General features: G+C 64.0%; 16 protein-coding genes and 1 tRNA gene. All 17 read left to right on the forward strand.

The window, feature by feature from the left end; translation table 11 throughout:
• The first annotated feature begins 88 nt into the window (after positions 1 to 88).
• A complete protein-coding gene (locus FA740_RS03910; protein WP_136855463.1) occupies positions 89 to 520 on the forward strand; it encodes a CoA-binding protein in 432 nt (143 codons plus the stop codon).
• A gap of 74 nt (positions 521 to 594) precedes the next feature.
• A tRNA-Trp gene (locus FA740_RS03915) sits at positions 595 to 670 on the forward strand.
• 52 nt (positions 671 to 722) lie between these two features.
• The gene (gene secE, locus FA740_RS03920; RefSeq protein WP_136855464.1) at positions 723 to 959 is read left to right on the forward strand and encodes a preprotein translocase subunit SecE; all 237 of its coding nucleotides are present in this window, start codon (positions 723 to 725) and stop codon (positions 957 to 959) included.
• Between the two features lie 173 nt (positions 960 to 1,132).
• The gene (gene nusG, locus FA740_RS03925; RefSeq protein WP_136855465.1) at positions 1,133 to 1,669 is read left to right on the forward strand and encodes a transcription termination/antitermination protein NusG; all 537 of its coding nucleotides are present in this window, start codon (positions 1,133 to 1,135) and stop codon (positions 1,667 to 1,669) included.
• A gap of 78 nt (positions 1,670 to 1,747) precedes the next feature.
• Entirely contained in the window at positions 1,748 to 2,200 is a 453-nt protein-coding gene (gene rplK, locus FA740_RS03930; protein ID WP_136855466.1) for a 50S ribosomal protein L11, read from the forward strand.
• Positions 2,201 to 2,202: 2 nt separating this feature from the next.
• Positions 2,203 to 2,901: a 50S ribosomal protein L1 gene (gene rplA, locus FA740_RS03935; protein ID WP_136855467.1), complete on the forward strand. Its 699-nt coding sequence runs from the start codon at positions 2,203 to 2,205 to the stop codon at positions 2,899 to 2,901.
• A gap of 235 nt (positions 2,902 to 3,136) precedes the next feature.
• Complete coding sequence (gene rplJ, locus FA740_RS03940; RefSeq protein WP_136855468.1) at positions 3,137 to 3,652, forward strand: 50S ribosomal protein L10; 516 nt, start codon at positions 3,137 to 3,139, stop codon at positions 3,650 to 3,652.
• 65 nt (positions 3,653 to 3,717) lie between these two features.
• Positions 3,718 to 4,089, forward strand: coding sequence for a 50S ribosomal protein L7/L12 (gene rplL / locus FA740_RS03945; RefSeq protein ID WP_136855469.1), 372 nt, complete (start codon positions 3,718 to 3,720; stop codon positions 4,087 to 4,089).
• Positions 4,090 to 4,317: 228 nt separating this feature from the next.
• A complete protein-coding gene (gene rpoB / locus FA740_RS03950) occupies positions 4,318 to 8,463 on the forward strand; it encodes a DNA-directed RNA polymerase subunit beta (RefSeq protein ID WP_136855470.1) in 4,146 nt (1,381 codons plus the stop codon).
• A gap of 52 nt (positions 8,464 to 8,515) precedes the next feature.
• Complete coding sequence (gene rpoC / locus FA740_RS03955; RefSeq protein ID WP_136855471.1) at positions 8,516 to 12,754, forward strand: DNA-directed RNA polymerase subunit beta'; 4,239 nt, start codon at positions 8,516 to 8,518, stop codon at positions 12,752 to 12,754.
• Positions 12,755 to 12,866: 112 nt separating this feature from the next.
• A complete protein-coding gene (locus tag FA740_RS03960) occupies positions 12,867 to 13,694 on the forward strand; it encodes a glycosyltransferase (RefSeq protein ID WP_136855472.1) in 828 nt (275 codons plus the stop codon).
• A 36-nt stretch (positions 13,695 to 13,730) separates the two neighbouring features.
• A complete protein-coding gene (locus FA740_RS03965) occupies positions 13,731 to 14,669 on the forward strand; it encodes a DMT family transporter (RefSeq protein ID WP_136855473.1) in 939 nt (312 codons plus the stop codon).
• Entirely contained in the window at positions 14,669 to 15,484 is an 816-nt protein-coding gene (locus tag FA740_RS03970) for a glycosyltransferase (protein ID WP_136855474.1), read from the forward strand. The genes FA740_RS03965 and FA740_RS03970 overlap by 1 nt, the downstream gene beginning before the upstream one ends.
• Positions 15,485 to 15,733: 249 nt before the next feature.
• Positions 15,734 to 16,105 carry a 30S ribosomal protein S12 gene (rpsL, locus tag FA740_RS03975; RefSeq protein ID WP_022705687.1) on the forward strand — a complete coding sequence of 124 codons (372 nt, stop codon included), beginning with the start codon at positions 15,734 to 15,736 and terminating at the stop codon, positions 16,103 to 16,105.
• A gap of 12 nt (positions 16,106 to 16,117) precedes the next feature.
• Entirely contained in the window at positions 16,118 to 16,588 is a 471-nt protein-coding gene (gene rpsG, locus FA740_RS03980) for a 30S ribosomal protein S7 (RefSeq protein ID WP_136855475.1), read from the forward strand.
• An 18-nt stretch (positions 16,589 to 16,606) separates the two neighbouring features.
• Positions 16,607 to 18,730: an elongation factor G gene (gene fusA, locus FA740_RS03985; RefSeq protein WP_136855476.1), complete on the forward strand. Its 2,124-nt coding sequence runs from the start codon at positions 16,607 to 16,609 to the stop codon at positions 18,728 to 18,730.
• Between the two features lie 62 nt (positions 18,731 to 18,792).
• On the forward strand, positions 18,793 to 18,919 hold a 127-nt coding region (locus tag FA740_RS03990), incomplete at its 3' end, for a GTP-binding protein (protein WP_232017738.1).

An 18,919-nucleotide genomic window follows, 5' to 3' on the forward strand; every position in this document is an offset into this window, starting at 1 on the left:
TTCCGCGACTTGCGCCCGGCCATCATGGACCGGGCGCTTTTTCTATGAGAGGCTGCAACCCAGAGCTGTGGCCATGCGGGAGGGCATCATGGACATCGATACGGTCGAGGATCAGGACATCGCGCGCATCGCCCGCGACACGCGCATCGTCGCCATGGTGGGCCTGTCGCCCAACGAGGCGCGCCCCAGTTGGGGCGTCGCGCGCTATCTGCAGTCGCAGGGAATCCGTGTGATCCCGGTGAACCCCGGCCATGCCGGCGGCACCATCCTGGGAGAGCCGGTCCACGCCACGCTGGCCGATATTCCTGCAGATGCCGGGGTGCAGATGGTCGACGTGTTCCGCCGGTCGGATGCGGTGGAGGCGATCGTGGATCAGGCCCTGGCGCATCTGCCGGACCTGCGCGTCATCTGGACCCAGCTGGGCGTGCGCGATGATGCTGCCGCCGCGCGGGCGCGCGCCGCCGGGGTGACCGTGGTCCAGGACCGCTGCCCCAAGATCGAGTTTCCGCGGTTTCTGTGACGGTGGCCCGGCGGGGAAGGGCGCGCTTATCTGCTTGACGCCCGCGCGGGGTGGTTCTAATCAGGCCCGACCTCAGGGGTATAGCTCAGTTGGTAGAGCATCGGTCTCCAAAACCGAGGGTCGTGGGTTCGAGTCCCCCTGCCCCTGCCAGGTCCTTCCGCCATCAGCGACCTGCGCCGTTCAGGGTTGAAGTGCCGCCGTCATGGCGCTAGACCCAGCCTCGCATCTGCTCAAGGAGCCGCCCGTGGCCAATCCCGTCCAGTTCATCAACCAGGTCCGTGCCGAGGCCGCCAAGATCACTTGGCCGACGCGTCGCGAGGTGATCACCACCACCATCATGGTGCTGATCTTTGCCTCGATCACCAGCCTGTTCTTTTTCCTGGTCGACCTGGCGATCCGCACGGGTCTGACGCAGGGGCTGCGCCTGATCAGCGGCTGATCGGGGGTTGCAATTTCCCGGCAGGGGCGGTATCTGCCCCCGACTGTCCGGGAACACGGCGTGCATCGAATGCGCATGCGCGCCGATATCTATATTTTCGGACGTTATGGAATTCAAAGGGTTGGCGCGTCCGCGCGTGATTCCCGAAAAGATGAGCAGGGGTCGATCGAGACATGGCAAAGCGTTGGTATTCGGTCAGCGTCCTGTCGAACTTCGAAAAGAAGGTCGCAGAGGCGATTCGCCAGGCCGTCGCCGAGAAGGGTCTTGAGGATCACATCGACGAGGTGCTGGTCCCGACCGAGGAAGTGATCGAGATCCGCCGCGGCAAGAAGGTCACGTCCGAGCGGCGCTTCATGCCCGGTTACGTGCTGGTCCACATGGAAATGTCGGATCGCACCTATCACCTGGTCAATTCGATCAACCGCGTCACCGGGTTCCTGGGCGCGCAGGGCAAGCCGATGCCCATGCGCGACGACGAGGTGAACATGATGCTGCACCGCACCGGCGACGGTGAGCCGGTGGCGCCGCGCAACCTGATCCGCTTTGACGTGGGCGAGAAGGTCAGCGTGACCGACGGCCCGTTCGAGGGGTTCTCGGGCATGGTCGAGGAGATCGACGAGATTTCCTCGCGCATCAAGGTGACGGTGTCGATCTTTGGCCGGCCCACGCCGGTCGAGCTGGAATTCACGCAGGTCTCCAAGACCGCGTGATGCAACTGCGGGAGGCCCTTGTGCCGCACCGCTAAGTCGGCCCCGCATCCCGGGGCGTGATGATAAGGAGAAGGCCAGATGGCCAAGAAAGTTGTCGGCAGCCTCAAGCTGCAAATCAAGGCGGGTCAGGCGAACCCGTCGCCCCCCGTCGGCCCGGCTCTGGGTCAGCGCGGAATCAACATCATGGCGTTCTGCAAAGAGTTCAACGCCAAGACCCAGGAGATGGAGCAGGGTTCGCCCGTGCCCGTCGTCATCACCTATTACGCCGACAAGTCGTTCACCTTCGAGACGAAGACGCCCCCGGCGTCCTTCCTGCTGAAGAAGGCGGCTGGCCTGAAGCCCGTGGGCAAGCGCAACCGCGCCAAGGGTTCGGACAAGCCGGGCCGTGCGAATGCCGGTTCCGTGACGGTCAAGCAGATCCGCGAGATCGCCGAGACCAAGATGAAGGACCTGTCCGCGAACGACATCGACGCCGCGATGAAGATCATCGTCGGCTCGGCCCGTTCGATCGGTATCGAGGTGAGGGGCTGATCATGGCAAAACTGTCGAAGAAAAAAGCCGCCGCCCGCACCGCATTCGAGGGCAAGGCCAACCTGACCGTCGAGGACGCCATCAAGCTGGTCAAGACCTCGGCTTCGGCCAAGTTCGACGAGACCGTCGAGATCGCGCTGAACCTGGGCGTCGACCCGCGTCACGCCGACCAGATGGTCCGTGGTGTGGTGACCCTGCCCGCAGGCACCGGCAAGGACGTCCGCGTCGCCGTGTTCGCCCGTGGCCCCAAGGCTGACGAAGCCAAGGCAGCCGGTGCGGACATCGTCGGCGCCGAGGACCTGATGGAGACCATCCAGTCCGGCAAGATCGAGTTCGACCGTTGCATCGCGACGCCGGACATGATGCCGCTGGTCGGTCGTCTGGGCAAGATCCTGGGCCCGCGCAACCTGATGCCGAACCCCAAGGTCGGCACCGTGACGATGGACGTGAAATCGGCCGTCGAAGCAGCCAAGGGTGGCGAAGTCCAGTTCAAGGCCGAGAAGGCCGGCGTGGTCCATGCCGGCATCGGCAAGGTCTCGTTCGACGAGGACAAGCTGGCCCAGAACCTGCGCGCCTTCGTGGACGCGGTCAGCCGCGCCAAGCCGACGGGTGCCAAGGGCACCTACATGAAAAAGGTTTCGATCAGCTCGACCATGGGTCCGGGCGTGTCGGTGGACGTCGTTTCGGCGACCGCCAACTGAGACCACAGGATTTCCCTGCCTGAAAGGGCAGGGGATGGCGGGGCCGCACGCGGCCCTGTCCTGTCCGAGACGGAGGGTGCGGGGGAAACCCCGCTTAATGTCCTTCCTGAGATGGGGAAGCGTTTTTCCGGAGGTTCCGACCTTCGGGTGATCTTGCCCTAACGGACCCGACCCGGCCCCTCTTGGCCGGGAAAAGTGAGAGCCGGGGGGATACCCCCCTACTTGGAGTGAAACCGTGGATAGAGCACAGAAAGAACAGCTGGTCGACGAACTCGGCCAGATCTTCGAAAGCTCTGGCGTCGTGGTGGTTGCCCACTACGAGGGGATGACGGTTGCACATATGCAGGACCTCCGCGCGCGCATGCGCGAAGCGGGTGGTTCGGTTCGCGTTGCCAAGAACAAGCTCGCCAAGATCGCCCTGGAAGGAAAGCCTTGCGCAAGCATCGCCGACTATCTGACGGGCATGACCGTGATCGCCTATTCGGAGGATCCGACCGCTGCTGCGCGGATCGCCGACAAGTACGCCAAGGATAACGAGCGTTTCGTGATCCTGGGTGGTGCGATGGGTGACTCGGCTCTGGATCCGGCCGGTGTGAAAGCCGTCGCCTCGATGCCGTCGCGTGAAGAGCTGATTGCTCAGATCGTGTCGTGCCTCGGTGCGCCCGCTTCGAACATCGCCGGTGCCATTGGCGCGCCTGCTTCGAACATCGCGAGCATCCTCACGACCCTCGAGGAACGTGAGGCTGCGTAAGCAACCTGATCCCTACTGGTGGTTGAAGACCCGACGTTGGAACATTAACTGGAAAGAACGGAAAAATGGCTGATCTGAAGAAACTCGCCGAAGAAATCGTGGGCCTGACCCTGCTGCAAGCCCAGGAACTGAAGACCATCCTGAAGGATGAGTACGGCATCGAGCCGGCCGCCGGTGGCGCCGTCATGATGGCTGGCCCTGCTGCTTCGGCAGAGGCCGAAGAAGAGAAGACCGAATTCGACGTCGTCCTGGTCGAAGCCGGCGCCAACAAGATCAACGTGATCAAAGAAGTTCGCGGCATCACCGGTCTGGGCCTGAAAGAAGCCAAGGACCTGGTCGAAGCTGGCGGCAAGGTCAAAGAAGGCGCTTCCAAGGCTGACGCCGAAGAAGTGAAGAAGAAGCTGGAAGCAGCCGGCGCCAAGGTCGAGCTGAAGTAATCGGTCATCTGATCGGTTGAAGACAGGCAGGGTCCGGGGTTTCCCGGTCCCTGCCGAACCTGTCTTGAAGGGCGGTCCGGCTGGCGGACATTCCTTCAGGGCATGTTCGAGGTTCGGGAGCCGCGCGGTGGGACGCGTGGCACGAATGGAACCTCACCCCTGCATTCGTAGGTGCGTTCCGGGGGCCCCGACCCGGACGCGCGCGAAGACGAAAGGTGACAAGACCCCATGGCGCAAGCTTATGTCGGCCAAAAGCGGATCCGCCGCTATTATGGCAACATCCGTGAAGTTCTGGAGATGCCGAACCTGATCGAGGTTCAGAAATCCTCCTATGACCTGTTCCTGAACTCGGGCGAGGGCAGCGGTCATAACGATGGTGACGGCATCCAGGGCGTGTTCCAGTCGGTGTTCCCGATCAAGGACTTCAACGAGACCGCGACGCTGGAATTCGTGAAGTACGAGTTGGAAAAGCCGAAATACGACGTGGACGAGTGCCAGCAGCGCGACATGACCTATGCCGCGCCGCTGAAGGTCACCCTGCGTCTGATCGTGTTCGATGTCGACGAGAACACCGGGGCGAAATCCGTCAAGGACATCAAGGAACAGGACGTCTTCATGGGCGACATGCCCCTGATGACGACGAACGGCACGTTCATCGTGAACGGCACCGAGCGTGTGGTCGTGTCGCAGATGCACCGCAGCCCGGGCGTGTTCTTCGACCATGACCGCGGCAAGACGCATTCGTCGGGCAAGCTGCTGTTCGCCTGCCGCATCATTCCCTATCGCGGATCGTGGCTGGATTTCGAATTCGACGCGAAGGATCTGGTGTTCGCCCGCATCGACCGCCGCCGCAAGCTGCCGGTGACGACGCTGCTCTATGCCCTGGGCATGGATCAGGAAGCGATCATGGACGCGTTCTACGAGACCGTGACCTATACCCTGCGCCGCGAGGGGCGCGAGCAGGGCTGGGTGACGCGGTTCTTCCCCGAGCGCGTGCGCGGCACCCGCCCGGCCTTTGATCTGGTGAACGCCGATACCGGCGAGGTCATCAGCAAGGCCGGCGAGAAGGTGACTCCGCGCCTGGTCAAGAAGCTGCTGGAGTCGGAAGAGCAGCTGAACCTGTTCGTCCCGTTCGAGCGCATCGTCGGCCGCTTTGTCGCCAAGGACATCGTCAACGAGCAGACCGGCTTCATCTATGCCGAAGCGGGTGACGAGATCACCGCGGAATACGACAAGCAGGGCGAGATGAGCGGCGGCCTGCTCAAGGTGCTGCTGGACAACGACATCACCGACGTGCCGGTGCTGGACATCGACCACGTCAATGTCGGTCCCTACATCCGCAACACGATGGCCGCGGACAAGAACATGGGCCGCGAAGGCGCGCTGATGGACATCTATCGCGTCATGCGCCCGGGCGAGCCGCCCACCGTCGAGGCCGCGTCGAACCTGTTCAACTCGCTGTTCTTCGACAGCGAACGCTATGACCTGTCCGCCGTGGGCCGGGTCAAGATGAACATGCGTCTTGCGCTGGATGCCCCCGATACGCAGCGCACGCTGCGCCACGAGGACATCGTCCACTGCATCAGCGGCCTGGTCGAACTGCGCGACGGCAAGGGCGAGATCGACGACATCGACCACCTGGGCAACCGCCGGGTGCGTTCGGTCGGCGAGCTGATGGAGAACCAGTACCGCGTCGGCCTGCTGCGCATGGAGCGTGCCATCCGCGAGCGTATGTCCGGCGTCGAGATCGACACCGTCATGCCGCAGGACCTGATCAACGCCAAACCCGCAGCGGCGGCGGTGCGTGAATTCTTCGGCTCCAGCCAGCTGTCGCAGTTCATGGACCAGACCAACCCGCTGTCCGAAGTGACGCACAAGCGCCGCCTGTCGGCCCTTGGGCCGGGCGGTCTGACGCGCGAGCGTGCGGGCTTTGAGGTTCGCGACGTCCACCCGACCCATTATGGCCGGATGTGCCCGATCGAGACGCCGGAAGGTCAGAACATCGGTCTGATCAACTCGCTGGCCACCTTTGCGCGGGTCAACAAGTACGGCTTTATCGAGACCCCCTATCGCAAGGTGATTGAGGGCAAGGTGACCGACGAGGTCGTCTATATGTCCGCGACCGAGGAGATGCGTCACACCGTGGCGCAGGCCAACGCGACGCTGGACGCCGAAGGCGGGTTCGTCGACGAGCTGATCAGCACCCGCCAGTCGGGCGACTTCATGCTGAACCCGGTGGATGCGATCGACCTGATCGACGTGTCGCCCAAGCAGCTGGTGTCGGTCGCGGCAGCCCTGATCCCGTTCCTTGAGAACGACGACGCCAACCGCGCGCTGATGGGCTCGAACATGCAGCGTCAGGCGGTCCCGCTGCTGCGGGCCGAGGCGCCGTTCGTCGGCACCGGCATGGAGGCGACCGTCGCCCGCGATTCCGGGGCCGCCATCATGGCGCGCCGCGGCGGCGTGATCGACCAGGTCGACGCGCAGCGCATCGTTGTCCGGGCGACCGAGAACATGGGCGCGGGCGATGCGGGCGTGGACATCTATCGTCTGCGCAAGTTCAAGCGCTCGAACCAGTCCTCGACCATCAACCAGCGTCCGCTGGTCAAGGTCGGCGAGAAGGTCGTGGCCAACCAGGTCATCGCGGACGGTCCCTCGACCGACCAGGGCGAACTGGCGATCGGCCGGAACGTGGTCGTCGCGTTCATGCCGTGGAACGGCTACAACTACGAGGACTCGATCCTGATCAGCGAGCGGATCCACCGCGACGACGTGTTCACCTCGATCCATATCGACGAATACGAGGTTGCGGCCCGCGACACCAAGCTGGGGCCGGAGGAGATCACCCGCGACATCCCGAACGTGGGCGAAGAGGCCCTGCGCAATCTGGATGAGGCTGGCATCGTCTATATCGGCGCCGAATGTGGACCGGGCGACATCCTGGTGGGCAAGATCACCCCCAAGGGCGAAAGCCCGATGACGCCGGAAGAAAAGCTGCTGCGCGCCATCTTTGGTGAAAAGGCGTCCGACGTCCGCGACACCTCGCTGCGTCTGCCGCCGGGTGCCTATGGCACCATCGTCGAGGTGCGGGTCTTCAACCGCCACGGCGTCGACAAGGACGAGCGCGCCCTGCAGATCGAGCGCGAGGAAGTCGAGCGTCTGGCGCGCGACCGCGACGACGAACAGGGCATCCTGGACCGCAACATCTACGCGCGTCTCAAGACGTTGATCCTGGGCAAGACCGCGCTCAAGGGCCCCAAGGGCATCCGCTCGGGGACCGAGATCACCGAGGAGCTGCTGGGCACCATGTCGCGTGGCCAGTGGTGGCAGCTGGCCGTGTCCGAAGAGGACGTGGCCAAGGATGTCGAGGCCCTGAACGGCCAGTACGACACCCAGAAGAAGCTGCTGGAAGCGCGTTTCGAGGACAAGGTCGAGAAGGTCCGTCAGGGCGACGACCTGCCGCCGGGCGTGATGAAGATGGTCAAGGTCTTCGTCGCCGTGAAGCGCAAGCTGCAGGCGGGCGACAAAATGGCCGGTCGTCACGGCAACAAAGGCGTCGTGTCCAAGGTGGTCCCGATGGAGGACATGCCGTTCCTGGCAGACGGCACCCCCGTCGACCTGGTTCTGAACCCCCTGGGCGTGCCGTCGCGCATGAACGTGGGTCAGATCCTGGAGACCCACATGGGTTGGGCCAGCCGTGCCCTGGGCCTCAAGATCGACGAGGCGCTGGAGGATTACCGCCGCAATGGCGACATGACTCCGGTCCGCGAGGCCATGCGCATCGGTTACGGCGACGAGCTGTATGCCGACACCTTCGAGGGCATGGAGGATGAGCAGCTGCGCGAGCACGCCGATACGGTGCGCGCCGGTGTTCCCATCGCCACGCCGGTCTTTGACGGCGCCAAGGAGGCGGACGTGAACGACGCGCTGACGCGTGCCGGGTTCGACACCTCGGGTCAGTCGGTGGTGTTCGACGGCCGCACGGGCGAGCAGTTCGCCCGCAAGGTCACCGTGGGCATGAAGTACGTCCTCAAGCTGCACCACCTTGTCGATGACAAGATGCACGCGCGTTCGACAGGTCCGTACTCGTTGGTCACGCAGCAGCCTCTTGGCGGCAAGGCCCAGTTCGGTGGCCAGCGTCTTGGCGAGATGGAGGTCTGGGCCCTGGAGGCCTATGGCGCCGCCTATACGTTGCAGGAAATGCTGACCGTCAAGTCGGACGACGTCGCCGGCCGCACCAAGGTCTACGAGTCCATCGTCAAGGGCGAGGACAACTTCGAGGCGGGTGTGCCGGAATCGTTCAACGTGCTGGTCAAGGAGGTCCGGGGTCTGGGCCTCAACATGGAACTCCTGGATGTGGACGAGGACGAGTGAGGGCGAAAGCCCTCACCACCCCTTCCTCCATGCCCTTCATTAGGAATTGAGAATGAACCAGGAACTTGCCACGAACCCCCTGAACCCGCTGGCCCCGCCGCGGCAGTTCAATGAAATCAAGATCTCGCTGGCCTCGCCCGAAGAAATTCTGGCCTGGTCCTTTGGCGAGGTGAAGAAGCCCGAAACCATCAACTATCGCACGTTCAAGCCTGAGCGTGACGGCCTGTTCTGCGCGCGCATCTTTGGTCCGATCAAGGATTACGAATGCCTGTGCGGCAAGTACAAGCGCATGAAGTATCGCGGCCTGGTCTGCGAGAAATGCGGCGTGGAAGTGACCCTGCAGAAGGTCCGCCGCGAGCGGATGGGCCATATCGAGCTGGCCGCCCCCGTGGCCCACATCTGGTTCCTGAAGTCGCTGCCGAGCCGCATCGGCCTTATGCTGGACATGACCCTGCGCGATCTGGAACGGATTCTGTACTTCGAGAACTATGTCGTCATCGAGCCGGGTCTGACCGACCTGACCTATGGTCAGCTGCTGTCCGAGGAAGAGTTCCTGGACGCGCAGGACAACTTTGGCGCCGACGCCTTCCAGGCGGATATCGGTGCCGAAGCCATCCGCGCGATGCTGGCCAATATCGATCTGGCGGCAACCGCTGATCAGCTGCGCGAGGACCTGAAGGCCGCCACCGGCGAGCTGAAGCCCAAGAAGATCATCAAGCGCCTGAAGATCGTCGAGAGCTTTCTGGAATCGGGCAACCGTCCGGAATGGATGGTCCTGACCGTGATTCCGGTCATTCCGCCGGAACTGCGCCCGCTGGTCCCGCTGGACGGCGGCCGGTTCGCCACGTCGGACCTGAACGACCTCTATCGCCGGGTGATCAACCGCAACAACCGTCTGAAGCGGCTGATCGAGCTGCGCGCGCCGGACATCATCGTGCGCAACGAAAAGCGCATGCTGCAGGAATCGGTCGATGCGCTGTTCGACAACGGCCGCCGTGGCCGCGTCATCACGGGCAACAACCGTCGCCCGCTGAAGTCGCTGTCGGACATGCTGAAAGGCAAGCAGGGCCGCTTCCGCCAGAACCTTCTGGGCAAGCGCGTCGATTTTTCGGGTCGTTCGGTCATCGTGACCGGCCCCGAGCTGAAGCTGCATCAGTGCGGCCTGCCGAAGAAGATGGCCTTGGAGCTGTTCAAGCCGTTCATCTATTCGCGACTTGAGGCGAAGGGTCTGTCCAGCACCGTCAAGCAGGCCAAGAAGCTGGTCGAGAAGGAACGCCCCGAGGTCTGGGACATTCTGGACGAGGTCATCCGCGAGCATCCGGTTCTGCTGAACCGCGCGCCCACGCTGCACCGTCTTGGCATCCAGGCGTTCGAGCCGATCCTGATCGAAGGCAAGGCGATCCAGCTGCACCCGCTGGTCTGTTCGGCCTTCAACGCCGACTTTGACGGCGACCAGATGGCCGTGCACGTCCCGCTGTCGCTGGAGGCGCAGCTTGAGGCGCGCGTCCTGATGATGTCGACGAACAACGTTCTGTCGCCCGCCAACGGCGCGCCGATCATCGTGCCGTCGCAGGACATGATCCTTGGTATCTACTACGTCACGATGATGCGCGACGGGATGAAGGGCGAAGGCATGGCCTTCTCCAACATCGACGAGGTCGAGCATGCGCTGGCCGCAGGCGAGGTGCATCTGCACGCCAAGATTCAGGCGCGCATCAAGCAGATCGACGAGAACGGCAATGAGGTGTGGCAGCGGTTCGAGACTACGCCGGGCCGGCTGCGGCTTGGCGGTCTGCTGCCGCTGAATGCCAAGGCACCGTTCAGCCTGGTCAACCAGCTGCTGCGCAAGAAAGACGTTCAGGTCGTCATCGACACCGTCTACCGCTACTGCGGTCAGAAGGAATCGGTGATCTTCTGCGACCAGATCATGACGCTTGGGTTCCGCGAGGCATTCAAGGCCGGCATCAGCTTTGGCAAGGACGACATGGTCGTTCCCGACACCAAGTGGGAGATCGTCGGCGAGGTCCAGGATCAGGTCAAGGAGTTCGAACAGCAGTATCTGGACGGTCTGATCACCCAGGGCGAGAAGTACAACAAGGTTGTCGACGCCTGGTCCAAGTGCAACGACCGCGTGACCGAAGCCATGATGACCACCATCTCGTCCAAGAAAAAGGACGAGAACGGCGCCGAGATGGAGCCGAACTCGGTCTATATGATGGCGCATTCCGGTGCGCGGGGTTCGGTCAACCAGATGAAGCAGCTGGGCGGCATGCGCGGCCTGATGGCCAAGCCGTCGGGTGAGATCATCGAGACGCCGATCATCTCGAACTTCAAGGAAGGTCTGACCGTTCTTGAATACTTCAACTCGACCCACGGCGCCCGCAAGGGTCTGTCGGACACGGCGTTGAAGACCGCGAACTCGGGCTATCTGACGCGTCGACTGGTCGACGTGGCGCAGGACTGCATCATCCGCGAGCATGATTGCGGCACCGAACGCGCCATCACGGCATCCGCCGCGGTGAACGACGGCGAGGTCATCAGCCCGCTGGCCGAACGCGTGCTGGGCCGCACCACCGCCGAGGACGTGCTGGTCCCGGGTGAGGACGAGATCATCGTCCGCGCCGGCGAGGTGATCGACGAACGCCGCGCCGACGCCATCGAGGCGGCAGGCGTGCAGACCGTGCGCATCCGCTCGGCGCTGACCTGCGAATCCGAGGATGGGATCTGCGCGCTGTGCTATGGCCGCGATCTGGCCCGCGGCACGCTGGTCAACATCGGCGAGGCTGTCGGCATCATCGCCGCGCAGTCGATCGGCGAACCGGGCACCCAGTTGACGATGCGGACCTTCCACATCGGCGGCATCGCGCAGGGCGGCCAGCAGTCGTTCCAGGCCGCGTCCCATGAAGGCACAGTGTCCTATCGCAACGCCAATATCCTGGGCAATGCCAATGGCGAGCAGGTGGTGATGTCGCGCAACATGCAGCTGCTGGTCCTGGACGACCAGGGGCAGGAGCGGGCCAGCCACAAGCTGTTCTACGGCTCCAAGCTGTTCGTGAAGGAAGGCGAGCGGGTCATCCGCGGCGCGAAGCTGTTCGAATGGGACCCCTATACCCTGCCGATCATCGCGGAGAAGGGCGGCGTGGCCAAGTTCGTCGACCTGATGTCGGGGATCTCGGTCCGCGACGAGACCGACGATGCGACGGGCATGACCCAGAAGATCGTGACGGACTGGCGGTCGGCGCCGAAAGGCAACGACCTCAAGCCCGAGATCATCATCATGGACGCCAACGGCGAGCCGGTGCGCAACGATCAGGGCAACCCGGTCAGCTATCCGATGTCGGTGGATGCCGTGCTGTCGGTCGAGGACGGCCAGGAGATCCGTCCCGGCGACGTGGTGGCCCGCATCCCGCGTGAAGGCGCGCGGACCAAGGACATCACCGGTGGTCTGCCGCGGGTGGCCGAACTGTTCGAGGCCCGTCGTCCCAAGGATCACGCGATCATCGCCGAGATCGACGGCTATGTGCGCTTTGGCAAGGACTACAAGAACAAGCGCCGCATCACGCTGGAGCCGTCTGAGGAGGGTCTGACCCCCGTCGAATACATGGTGCCCAAGGGCAAGCACATCCCGGTGCAGGAAGGCGACTTCGTGCAGAAGGGTGACTATATCATGGACGGCAATCCCGCGCCGCATGACATCCTGCGCATCATGGGGATCGAGGCCTTGGCCGACTATCTCATCGACGAGGTGCAGGACGTCTATCGCCTGCAGGGCGTGAAGATCAACGACAAGCACATCGAGGTGATCGTTCGCCAGATGCTGCAGAAGATCGAGATCCTGGACGGCGGCGACACCACGCTGCTGAAGGGCGAAAACGTCGAGCGTGACGAATTCGTCGAGGAGAACGCCAAGATCGAGGCACGCGGCGGACGTCCCGCCACGGGCGAGCCTGTCCTTCTGGGCATCACCAAGGCCAGCTTGCAGACCCGCAGCTTCATCTCGGCCGCCTCCTTCCAGGAGACGACCCGCGTGCTGACCGAGGCTGCCGTCCAGGGCAAGCGCGACAAGCTGGTCGGCCTCAAGGAGAACGTCATCGTGGGCCGCCTGATCCCGGCGGGCACCGGTGGTGCGACCACACGCGTTCGCCGCATCGCGGCCGAGCGGGACGCCGAGGTCATCGAGGCGCGTCGCAGCGCCGCCGAGGCCGCGGCTGCCCTGGCCGCCCCCGAGCCGAGCTTTGCGCCCTCTGCCCCCGAGGCGGTGGATGTGCCCGAGGATCGCAACGAGGACTGATCGTCCCGGATCATGACTGGCAAAGGCCCGGCACCCTGTGTCGGGCCTTTGTCTTTTCGGTTGACCGACCGGACGCCGTGCACATACTGCATTTGCCGTTCAAGGAACCGTGATGCGCATTCAAGTCCTGGGCCTGTGTCGTTTTTCGCTGCTGACGCAGGGCGATTTCCAGACCACCGGCGATGATCTGGACCGCAACCGGGCCATTCTTTACGACCCTGCCCGCATGGAGCAGCGGATGCGCTGGTTCGAGGCCGTCTGCATCCCGCCGTTGATGTGGCAGACCGACCCCGATTTCCTCCTGATCATCGTCACGGGCTCGGATCTGCCCGCGCGCTGGCTGGCCCGCCTGCAGCGGTTGGCACAGGTGATGCCCCAGATCCGGATCGAGCAGCTGCCCCCCGCCCGCCATGCCCCGTCCTGCCGCGAGGCCCTGGCGCGCCACATCGATCTGACCGCCGACGTGGTGGTGCGTTTTCGCATGGATGACGACGATGCGGTCGCGGTGGATTACGTGCGCCGCGTGCGCGCCGATCATCGCCTGGCCGAGCGGTTGGCGGGCCAGCATCATCCCGTCGTCATCAACTATATCAGCGGCCTGGTGGCCGAGGTGGCGGACGGCCGCTTTGCGCTGCATGCCGAGATGGCGCAGAACTGGGTTCCGGCGCAGACCTTCTATTTTCCGGGGGGCGCAGTGCGGTCGCTGATGAATTATCGCCATGACAAGGTCTGGACCAAGGCGCCGACCATCGCCATGCCGGGCCGGGCGATGTGGATTCGCGGCCATCACGCCACCAATGACAGCCGCGGCCACCTGATCGGCCGCAATCGCATTCCCACCGACGAGGCCGAACTGGCGCAGGTGCTGAGCCGCCGCTTTGGCCTGGATCTGCCTGCGCTGAGTGCGGCGCTGACAGGCACCGAAGATCCGCTGGCCTGACATTCCCGCAACCGCCGCATTCACCGGAAAGCCCCCATGCCCTCGCCCCTGATCTCTCCGCTGCGCCGGACTCGCCCCGCCTCGATCCGGCCGGAACCGCTGCAGCCGGGCGACAACCTGCGTGGCGCGGGGCTGATGACGCTGTCGATGATCGGGTTCACCTGCAACGACGCGATCATCAAGTTCGTGACCCAGGACATGCCGCTGTATCAGGCGATCACCCTGCGCGGGCTGTTCGTGATGCTGGCGCTGGTCGCGCTGGCCAGTCGGACGGGGGGGCTGCGCCTGCGCATCCCGCAGGCCGCACGACGCCCCATGACCCTGCGTCTGATCGGAGAGATCGGCTCGACCCTGCTGTTCCTGAACGCGCTGCAGCGCATGGCCATCGCGGACTTGACGGCGGTGATGCAGTCGCTGCCGCTGGTGGTGATGCTGGGGGCGGCGCTGTTCTTTGGCGAAAGCCTGGGCTGGCGGCGGGTGCTGGCGGTGGGGGTGGGCATGCTGGGCGTGCTGATCATCCTGCGCCCGGGGGGCGGCACCTTCGGCATCTGGTCGCTGGTGGCGCTTGGGGCGATGCTGATGGTCGCGCTGCGCGACCTGTCCACGCGGCAGTTCGGGCGCGACGTCGCGTCATCGACCATCGCCTTCTACGCGGCGGTTCTGGTGACGCTGACCGGGCTGCTGTTCAGCCTGGGGCAGGGCTGGGTTCTGCCCACGGGGGCGCAGATCGGCCTGCTGCTGCTGAGCGCCGCGTTCCTGACCGTCGGATATGTCAGCGCGGTCGCCGCCATGCGCGTCGGAGAGATCTCCGCCGTGTCGCCGTTCCGCTATACCTCGCTGTTGGCGGCGATCGTGCTGGGGCTGGTGATCTTTGGCGACTGGCCGGACCTGTGGACCTGGGTCGGATCGGCCCTGGTCGTGGGGGCGGGCATCTATACGATCTGGCGCGAGGCGCAGCTGGGGCGGCGACGCTGATGCGGGTCCAGATGCTGGGATTGTGCCGGTATTCCTATCTGGGCCTGCGCGGCTATCAGGTCGAACACGACAGCATCGCCGCCCGGCGGGCCTACCTTTACGACCCGGCCCGGCTGGAGCGGCGCTGGCACTGGTTCACCACCGTCGCCCTGCCCGGATGGCTGGCGCAGACCGATCCCGACTATACGCTGGTGGTGATGACCGGGCCGGACCTGCCCGAGCCGTGGCTGGGCCGCCTGCGCGCCCTGTGCGACCGGGTGCCGCAACTGCGCCTGTCGCTGGTGCCGCCGATGGATTATCACCTGCAGGCCTGCCGCGCCGCCGTGGCCCCGCATGTGGACCCCGACGCGGATGTCATCGGCCATTTCCGCCATGACGACGACGATGCCGTGGCGGTCGACTATGTTCAGGCCGCGCGCCGCGATTTCGCCCTGATCGCGGGCCTGTGGCAGGCCGAGGGCAAGCTGTCGCTGGATTACGGGCGCGGCCTGATGGTCGAGGCGCGGGACGGCCAGCTGAAGATCACGCCCCGCATCTGCCACAACATGGGCGTCGCCCTGACGATCTTTCTGCGGCCCGATGCGGCGGAAACCGCCCTGCATTACAACCACACCAAGCTGGGGCAGTGGATGCCGGGGGTCCAGATCAACGGCCCGCTGATGTTCATCCGCTCGATCCACGGCGACAGCGACTCGGGCGATATGGGGCCCGGCCTGCCCTGGCAGCCCGAGGAGGGCCAGATGAACCGCCTGCTGCGCACCCGGTTCGGCCTGCGGCGGGGCGATCTGGCGGCCCTGGCGCGGTCGCTGACCTGAGGGGTGGGGCAGGGGGGCCGTGTTGACAGGCGCGGGGATTCACCCTATAGCCACGCGACCTGACGGGAAACCGTTCCGGGTACCAGAACCTGTGAGGTCTGGGCCGAACCGCCCTTATCCTCTGGAAGAATGCCCGTCAGCCCTTTATGGGCGGGACGGGCTTGGCATTTTGCGATTCGCGCAAGATGCCGTCGAGAAGCGGCGCAACCGATCGGTTGCGAGTATTGACAGAGCAAGACGGGGAACCGAATGCCGACGATCCAACAGCTGATCCGCAAGCCGCGGCAGCCGAAAGTGCAGCGCTCCAAGTCGCAGCACCTTCAGGGCTGCCCGCAGAAACGCGGTGTCTGCACGCGCGTCTACACCACGACGCCGAAGAAGCCGAACTCCGCTATGCGTAAGGTCGCCAAGGTGCGCCTGACGAATGGCTTCGAGGTCATCTCCTACATTCCGGGCGAAAAGCACAACCTGCAGGAACACAGCGTCGTGCTGATCCGCGGCGGCCGCGTGAAAGACCTTCCGGGTGTCCGTTACCACATCCTGCGCGGTGTGCTGGATACCCAGGGCGTCAAGGATCGTCGCCAGCGTCGTTCGAAATACGGCGCCAAGCGTCCGAAATAAGGAGAGGCAGATATGTCCCGTCGTCACGCCGCTGAAAAGCGCGATGTCCTGCCCGACGCCAAGTATGGCGATCGCGTGCTGACCAAATTCATGAACAACCTGATGGTTGACGGCAAGAAATCGATCGCCGAGCGGATCGTCTACAACGCGCTGGAGCGCGTCGAGATCCGTCTCAAGCGCGAGCCGATCGAAGTCTTCCACGAGGCGCTGGAAAACGTGAAACCCTCGGTCGAGGTGCGTTCGCGCCGCGTCGGTGGTGCCACCTATCAGGTCCCCGTCGAGGTTCGCCCGATCCGTCGCGAGGCGCTGGCCATCCGCTGGCTGATCACCGCCGCGGCCAAGCGCAACGAGAACACGATGGAAGAGCGCCTTGCAGGCGAGCTGTCCGATGCCGTCAACGGCCGCGGAACCGCCGTGAAGAAGCGCGAAGACACGCACAAGATGGCCGACGCCAACAAGGCGTTCAGCCACTACCGCTGGTAAGGCGAAAGGATCCACTTCATGGCACGCGAATATCAGCTTCCCCGTTATCGCAACTTCGGCATCATGGCCCACATTGATGCCGGCAAGACGACGACGACCGAACGCATCCTTTACTACACCGGCAAGTCGCACAAGATCGGCGAAGTGCATGACGGCGCTGCGACCATGGACTGGATGGAGCAAGAGCAGGAGCGCGGCATCACGATCACGTCTGCCGCGACCACCACGTTCTGGCAGCGTCAGGAAGACCCCACCACCGAGGGGACTTCGGACACGAAATACCGTTTCAACATCATCGACACCCCCGGCCACGTGGACTTCACCATCGAGGTCGAGCGTTCGCTGGCGGTGCTGGACGGCGCGATCTGTCTGCTGGACGCCAATGCCGGCGTCGAGCCGCAGACCGAGACCGTGTGGCGCCAGGCCGACCGCTACAAGGTTCCGCGGATCGTGTTCGTCAACAAGATGGACAAGATCGGCGCCGACTTCTTCAACTGCGTGAAGATGATCAAGGACCGCACCGGTGGCACCCCCTGCCCGATCGCCCTGCCGATCGGCGCCGAGGACAAGCTGGAAGGCATCATCGACCTGATCAAGATGGAAGAATGGGTGTGGGAAGGTGAAGACCTTGGTGCATCCTGGTTCCGTCGCCCGATCCGCGCAGAGCTGCAGGACCTGGCCGCCGAATGGCGCATGAACCTGCTGGAACTGGTGGTCGAGCAGGACGATGCGGCCATGGAGGCCTATCTGGAGGGCACCGAGCCCGACGAGGCAACCCTGCGCGCCCTGATCCGCAAGGGCACTCTGTCGCTGTCGTTCTTCCCGGTCACCGCCGGTTCCGCGTTCAAGAACAAGGGCGTGCAGCCCCTGCTGAACTCGGTCATCGACTTCCTGCCCTCGCCGCTGGACGTTCCGGCCTATATGGGCTTCCTGCCCGGCGACGAGACCGAAACCCGGAACATGGAACGCCGCGCTGATGACAGCCAGCCGTTCTCGGGCCTGGCGTTCAAGATCATGAACGACCCCTTCGTCGGTTCGCTGACCTTCACGCGCATCTATTCGGGCGTGATGAAAAAGGGCGATCAGATGCTGAACGCCACCAAGGGCAAGCGCGAGCGCGTCGGCCGCATGATGATGATGCACTCGATCAACCGTGAGGAAATCGAGGAAGCCTTTGCGGGCGACATCATCGCGCTGGCGGGTCTGAAGGACACGACCACGGGCGATACCCTGTGCGATCCGGCAAACCCCGTCGTTCTGGAAACGATGACCTTCCCCGAGCCGGTGATCGAGATCGCCGTCGAACCCAAGTCCAAGGCGGACCAGGAAAAGATGGGCCTGGCCCTTCAGCGCCTGTCGGCAGAGGACCCGTCCTTCCGCGTCGAGACCGATCTTGAATCGGGACAGACGATCATGAAGGGCATGGGCGAACTTCACCTCGACATCCTGGTCGACCGCATGAAGCGCGAGTTCAAGGTCGAGGCGAATATCGGTGCACCCCAGGTGGCATACCGCGAGACGATCTCGCAGTCGGCCGACATCGACTACACGCACAAGAAGCAGACCGGTGGTACCGGCCAGTTCGCGCGCATCAAGCTGACCATCACCCCGACCGAGCCGGGCGAAGGCTATTCGTTCGAATCCAAGATCGTCGGCGGTGCGGTGCCCAAGGAATACATCCCGGGCGTCGAAAAGGGCATCAAGTCGGTCATGGATTCCGGTCCGCTGGCAGGCTTCCCGGTCATCGACTTCAAGGTCGCGCTGACGGACGGTGCGTTCCACGACGTCGACTCCTCGGTGCTGGCATTCGAGATCGCGGCCCGTGCCGCGATGCGCGAAGGCCTGAAGAAGGCCGGCGCCAAGCTGCTTGAGCCGATCATGAAGGTCGAGGTCGTCACGCCGGAGGAATATACCGGCTCGATCATCGGTGACCTGACCAGCCGTCGTGGCATGGTCCGGGGGCAGGACAGCCGCGGCAACGCGAACGTCATCGACGCCTTCGTGCCGCTGGCCAACATGTTCGGTTACATCAACAACCTGCGTTCGATGTCGTCGGGCCGTGCGGTGTTCTCGATGCAGTTCGACCACTATGAGGCCGTGCCGCAGAACATCTCGGACGAGATCCAGAAGAAATACGCCTGATCTTGCGGCGGGGCATCGCGCCCCGCCCCTTTACCAAGCATTGAAGAACAAGGAGCCATTCCATGGCAAAGGCAAAGTTTGAACGGAACAAACCGCACGTCAACATCGGCACGATCGGCCACGTTGACCACGGCAAGACGACGCTGACGGCGGCGATCACCAAGTATTTCGGCGAATTCCGCGCCTATG

The organism is Paracoccus hibiscisoli (assembly GCF_005048265.1).
Lineage (GTDB): Bacteria > Pseudomonadota > Alphaproteobacteria > Rhodobacterales > Rhodobacteraceae > Paracoccus > Paracoccus hibiscisoli.

Coding starts and splice junctions, on each gene's coding strand:
- FA740_RS03910 (WP_136855463.1), top strand. CDS start 89: ATGGACATCGATACGGTCGAGGATCAGGACATCGCGCGCATCGCCCGC.
- secE (WP_136855464.1), top strand. CDS start 723: ATGGCGCTAGACCCAGCCTCGCATCTGCTCAAGGAGCCGCCCGTGGCC.
- nusG (WP_136855465.1), top strand. CDS start 1,133: ATGGCAAAGCGTTGGTATTCGGTCAGCGTCCTGTCGAACTTCGAAAAG.
- rplK (WP_136855466.1), top strand. CDS start 1,748: ATGGCCAAGAAAGTTGTCGGCAGCCTCAAGCTGCAAATCAAGGCGGGT.
- rplA (WP_136855467.1), top strand. CDS start 2,203: ATGGCAAAACTGTCGAAGAAAAAAGCCGCCGCCCGCACCGCATTCGAG.
- rplL (WP_136855469.1), top strand. CDS start 3,718: ATGGCTGATCTGAAGAAACTCGCCGAAGAAATCGTGGGCCTGACCCTG.
- rpoB (WP_136855470.1), top strand. CDS start 4,318: ATGGCGCAAGCTTATGTCGGCCAAAAGCGGATCCGCCGCTATTATGGC.
- rpoC (WP_136855471.1), top strand. CDS start 8,516: ATGAACCAGGAACTTGCCACGAACCCCCTGAACCCGCTGGCCCCGCCG.
- FA740_RS03960 (WP_136855472.1), top strand. CDS start 12,867: ATGCGCATTCAAGTCCTGGGCCTGTGTCGTTTTTCGCTGCTGACGCAG.
- FA740_RS03965 (WP_136855473.1), top strand. CDS start 13,731: ATGCCCTCGCCCCTGATCTCTCCGCTGCGCCGGACTCGCCCCGCCTCG.
- FA740_RS03970 (WP_136855474.1), top strand. CDS start 14,669: ATGCGGGTCCAGATGCTGGGATTGTGCCGGTATTCCTATCTGGGCCTG.
- rpsL (WP_022705687.1), top strand. CDS start 15,734: ATGCCGACGATCCAACAGCTGATCCGCAAGCCGCGGCAGCCGAAAGTG.
- rpsG (WP_136855475.1), top strand. CDS start 16,118: ATGTCCCGTCGTCACGCCGCTGAAAAGCGCGATGTCCTGCCCGACGCC.
- fusA (WP_136855476.1), top strand. CDS start 16,607: ATGGCACGCGAATATCAGCTTCCCCGTTATCGCAACTTCGGCATCATG.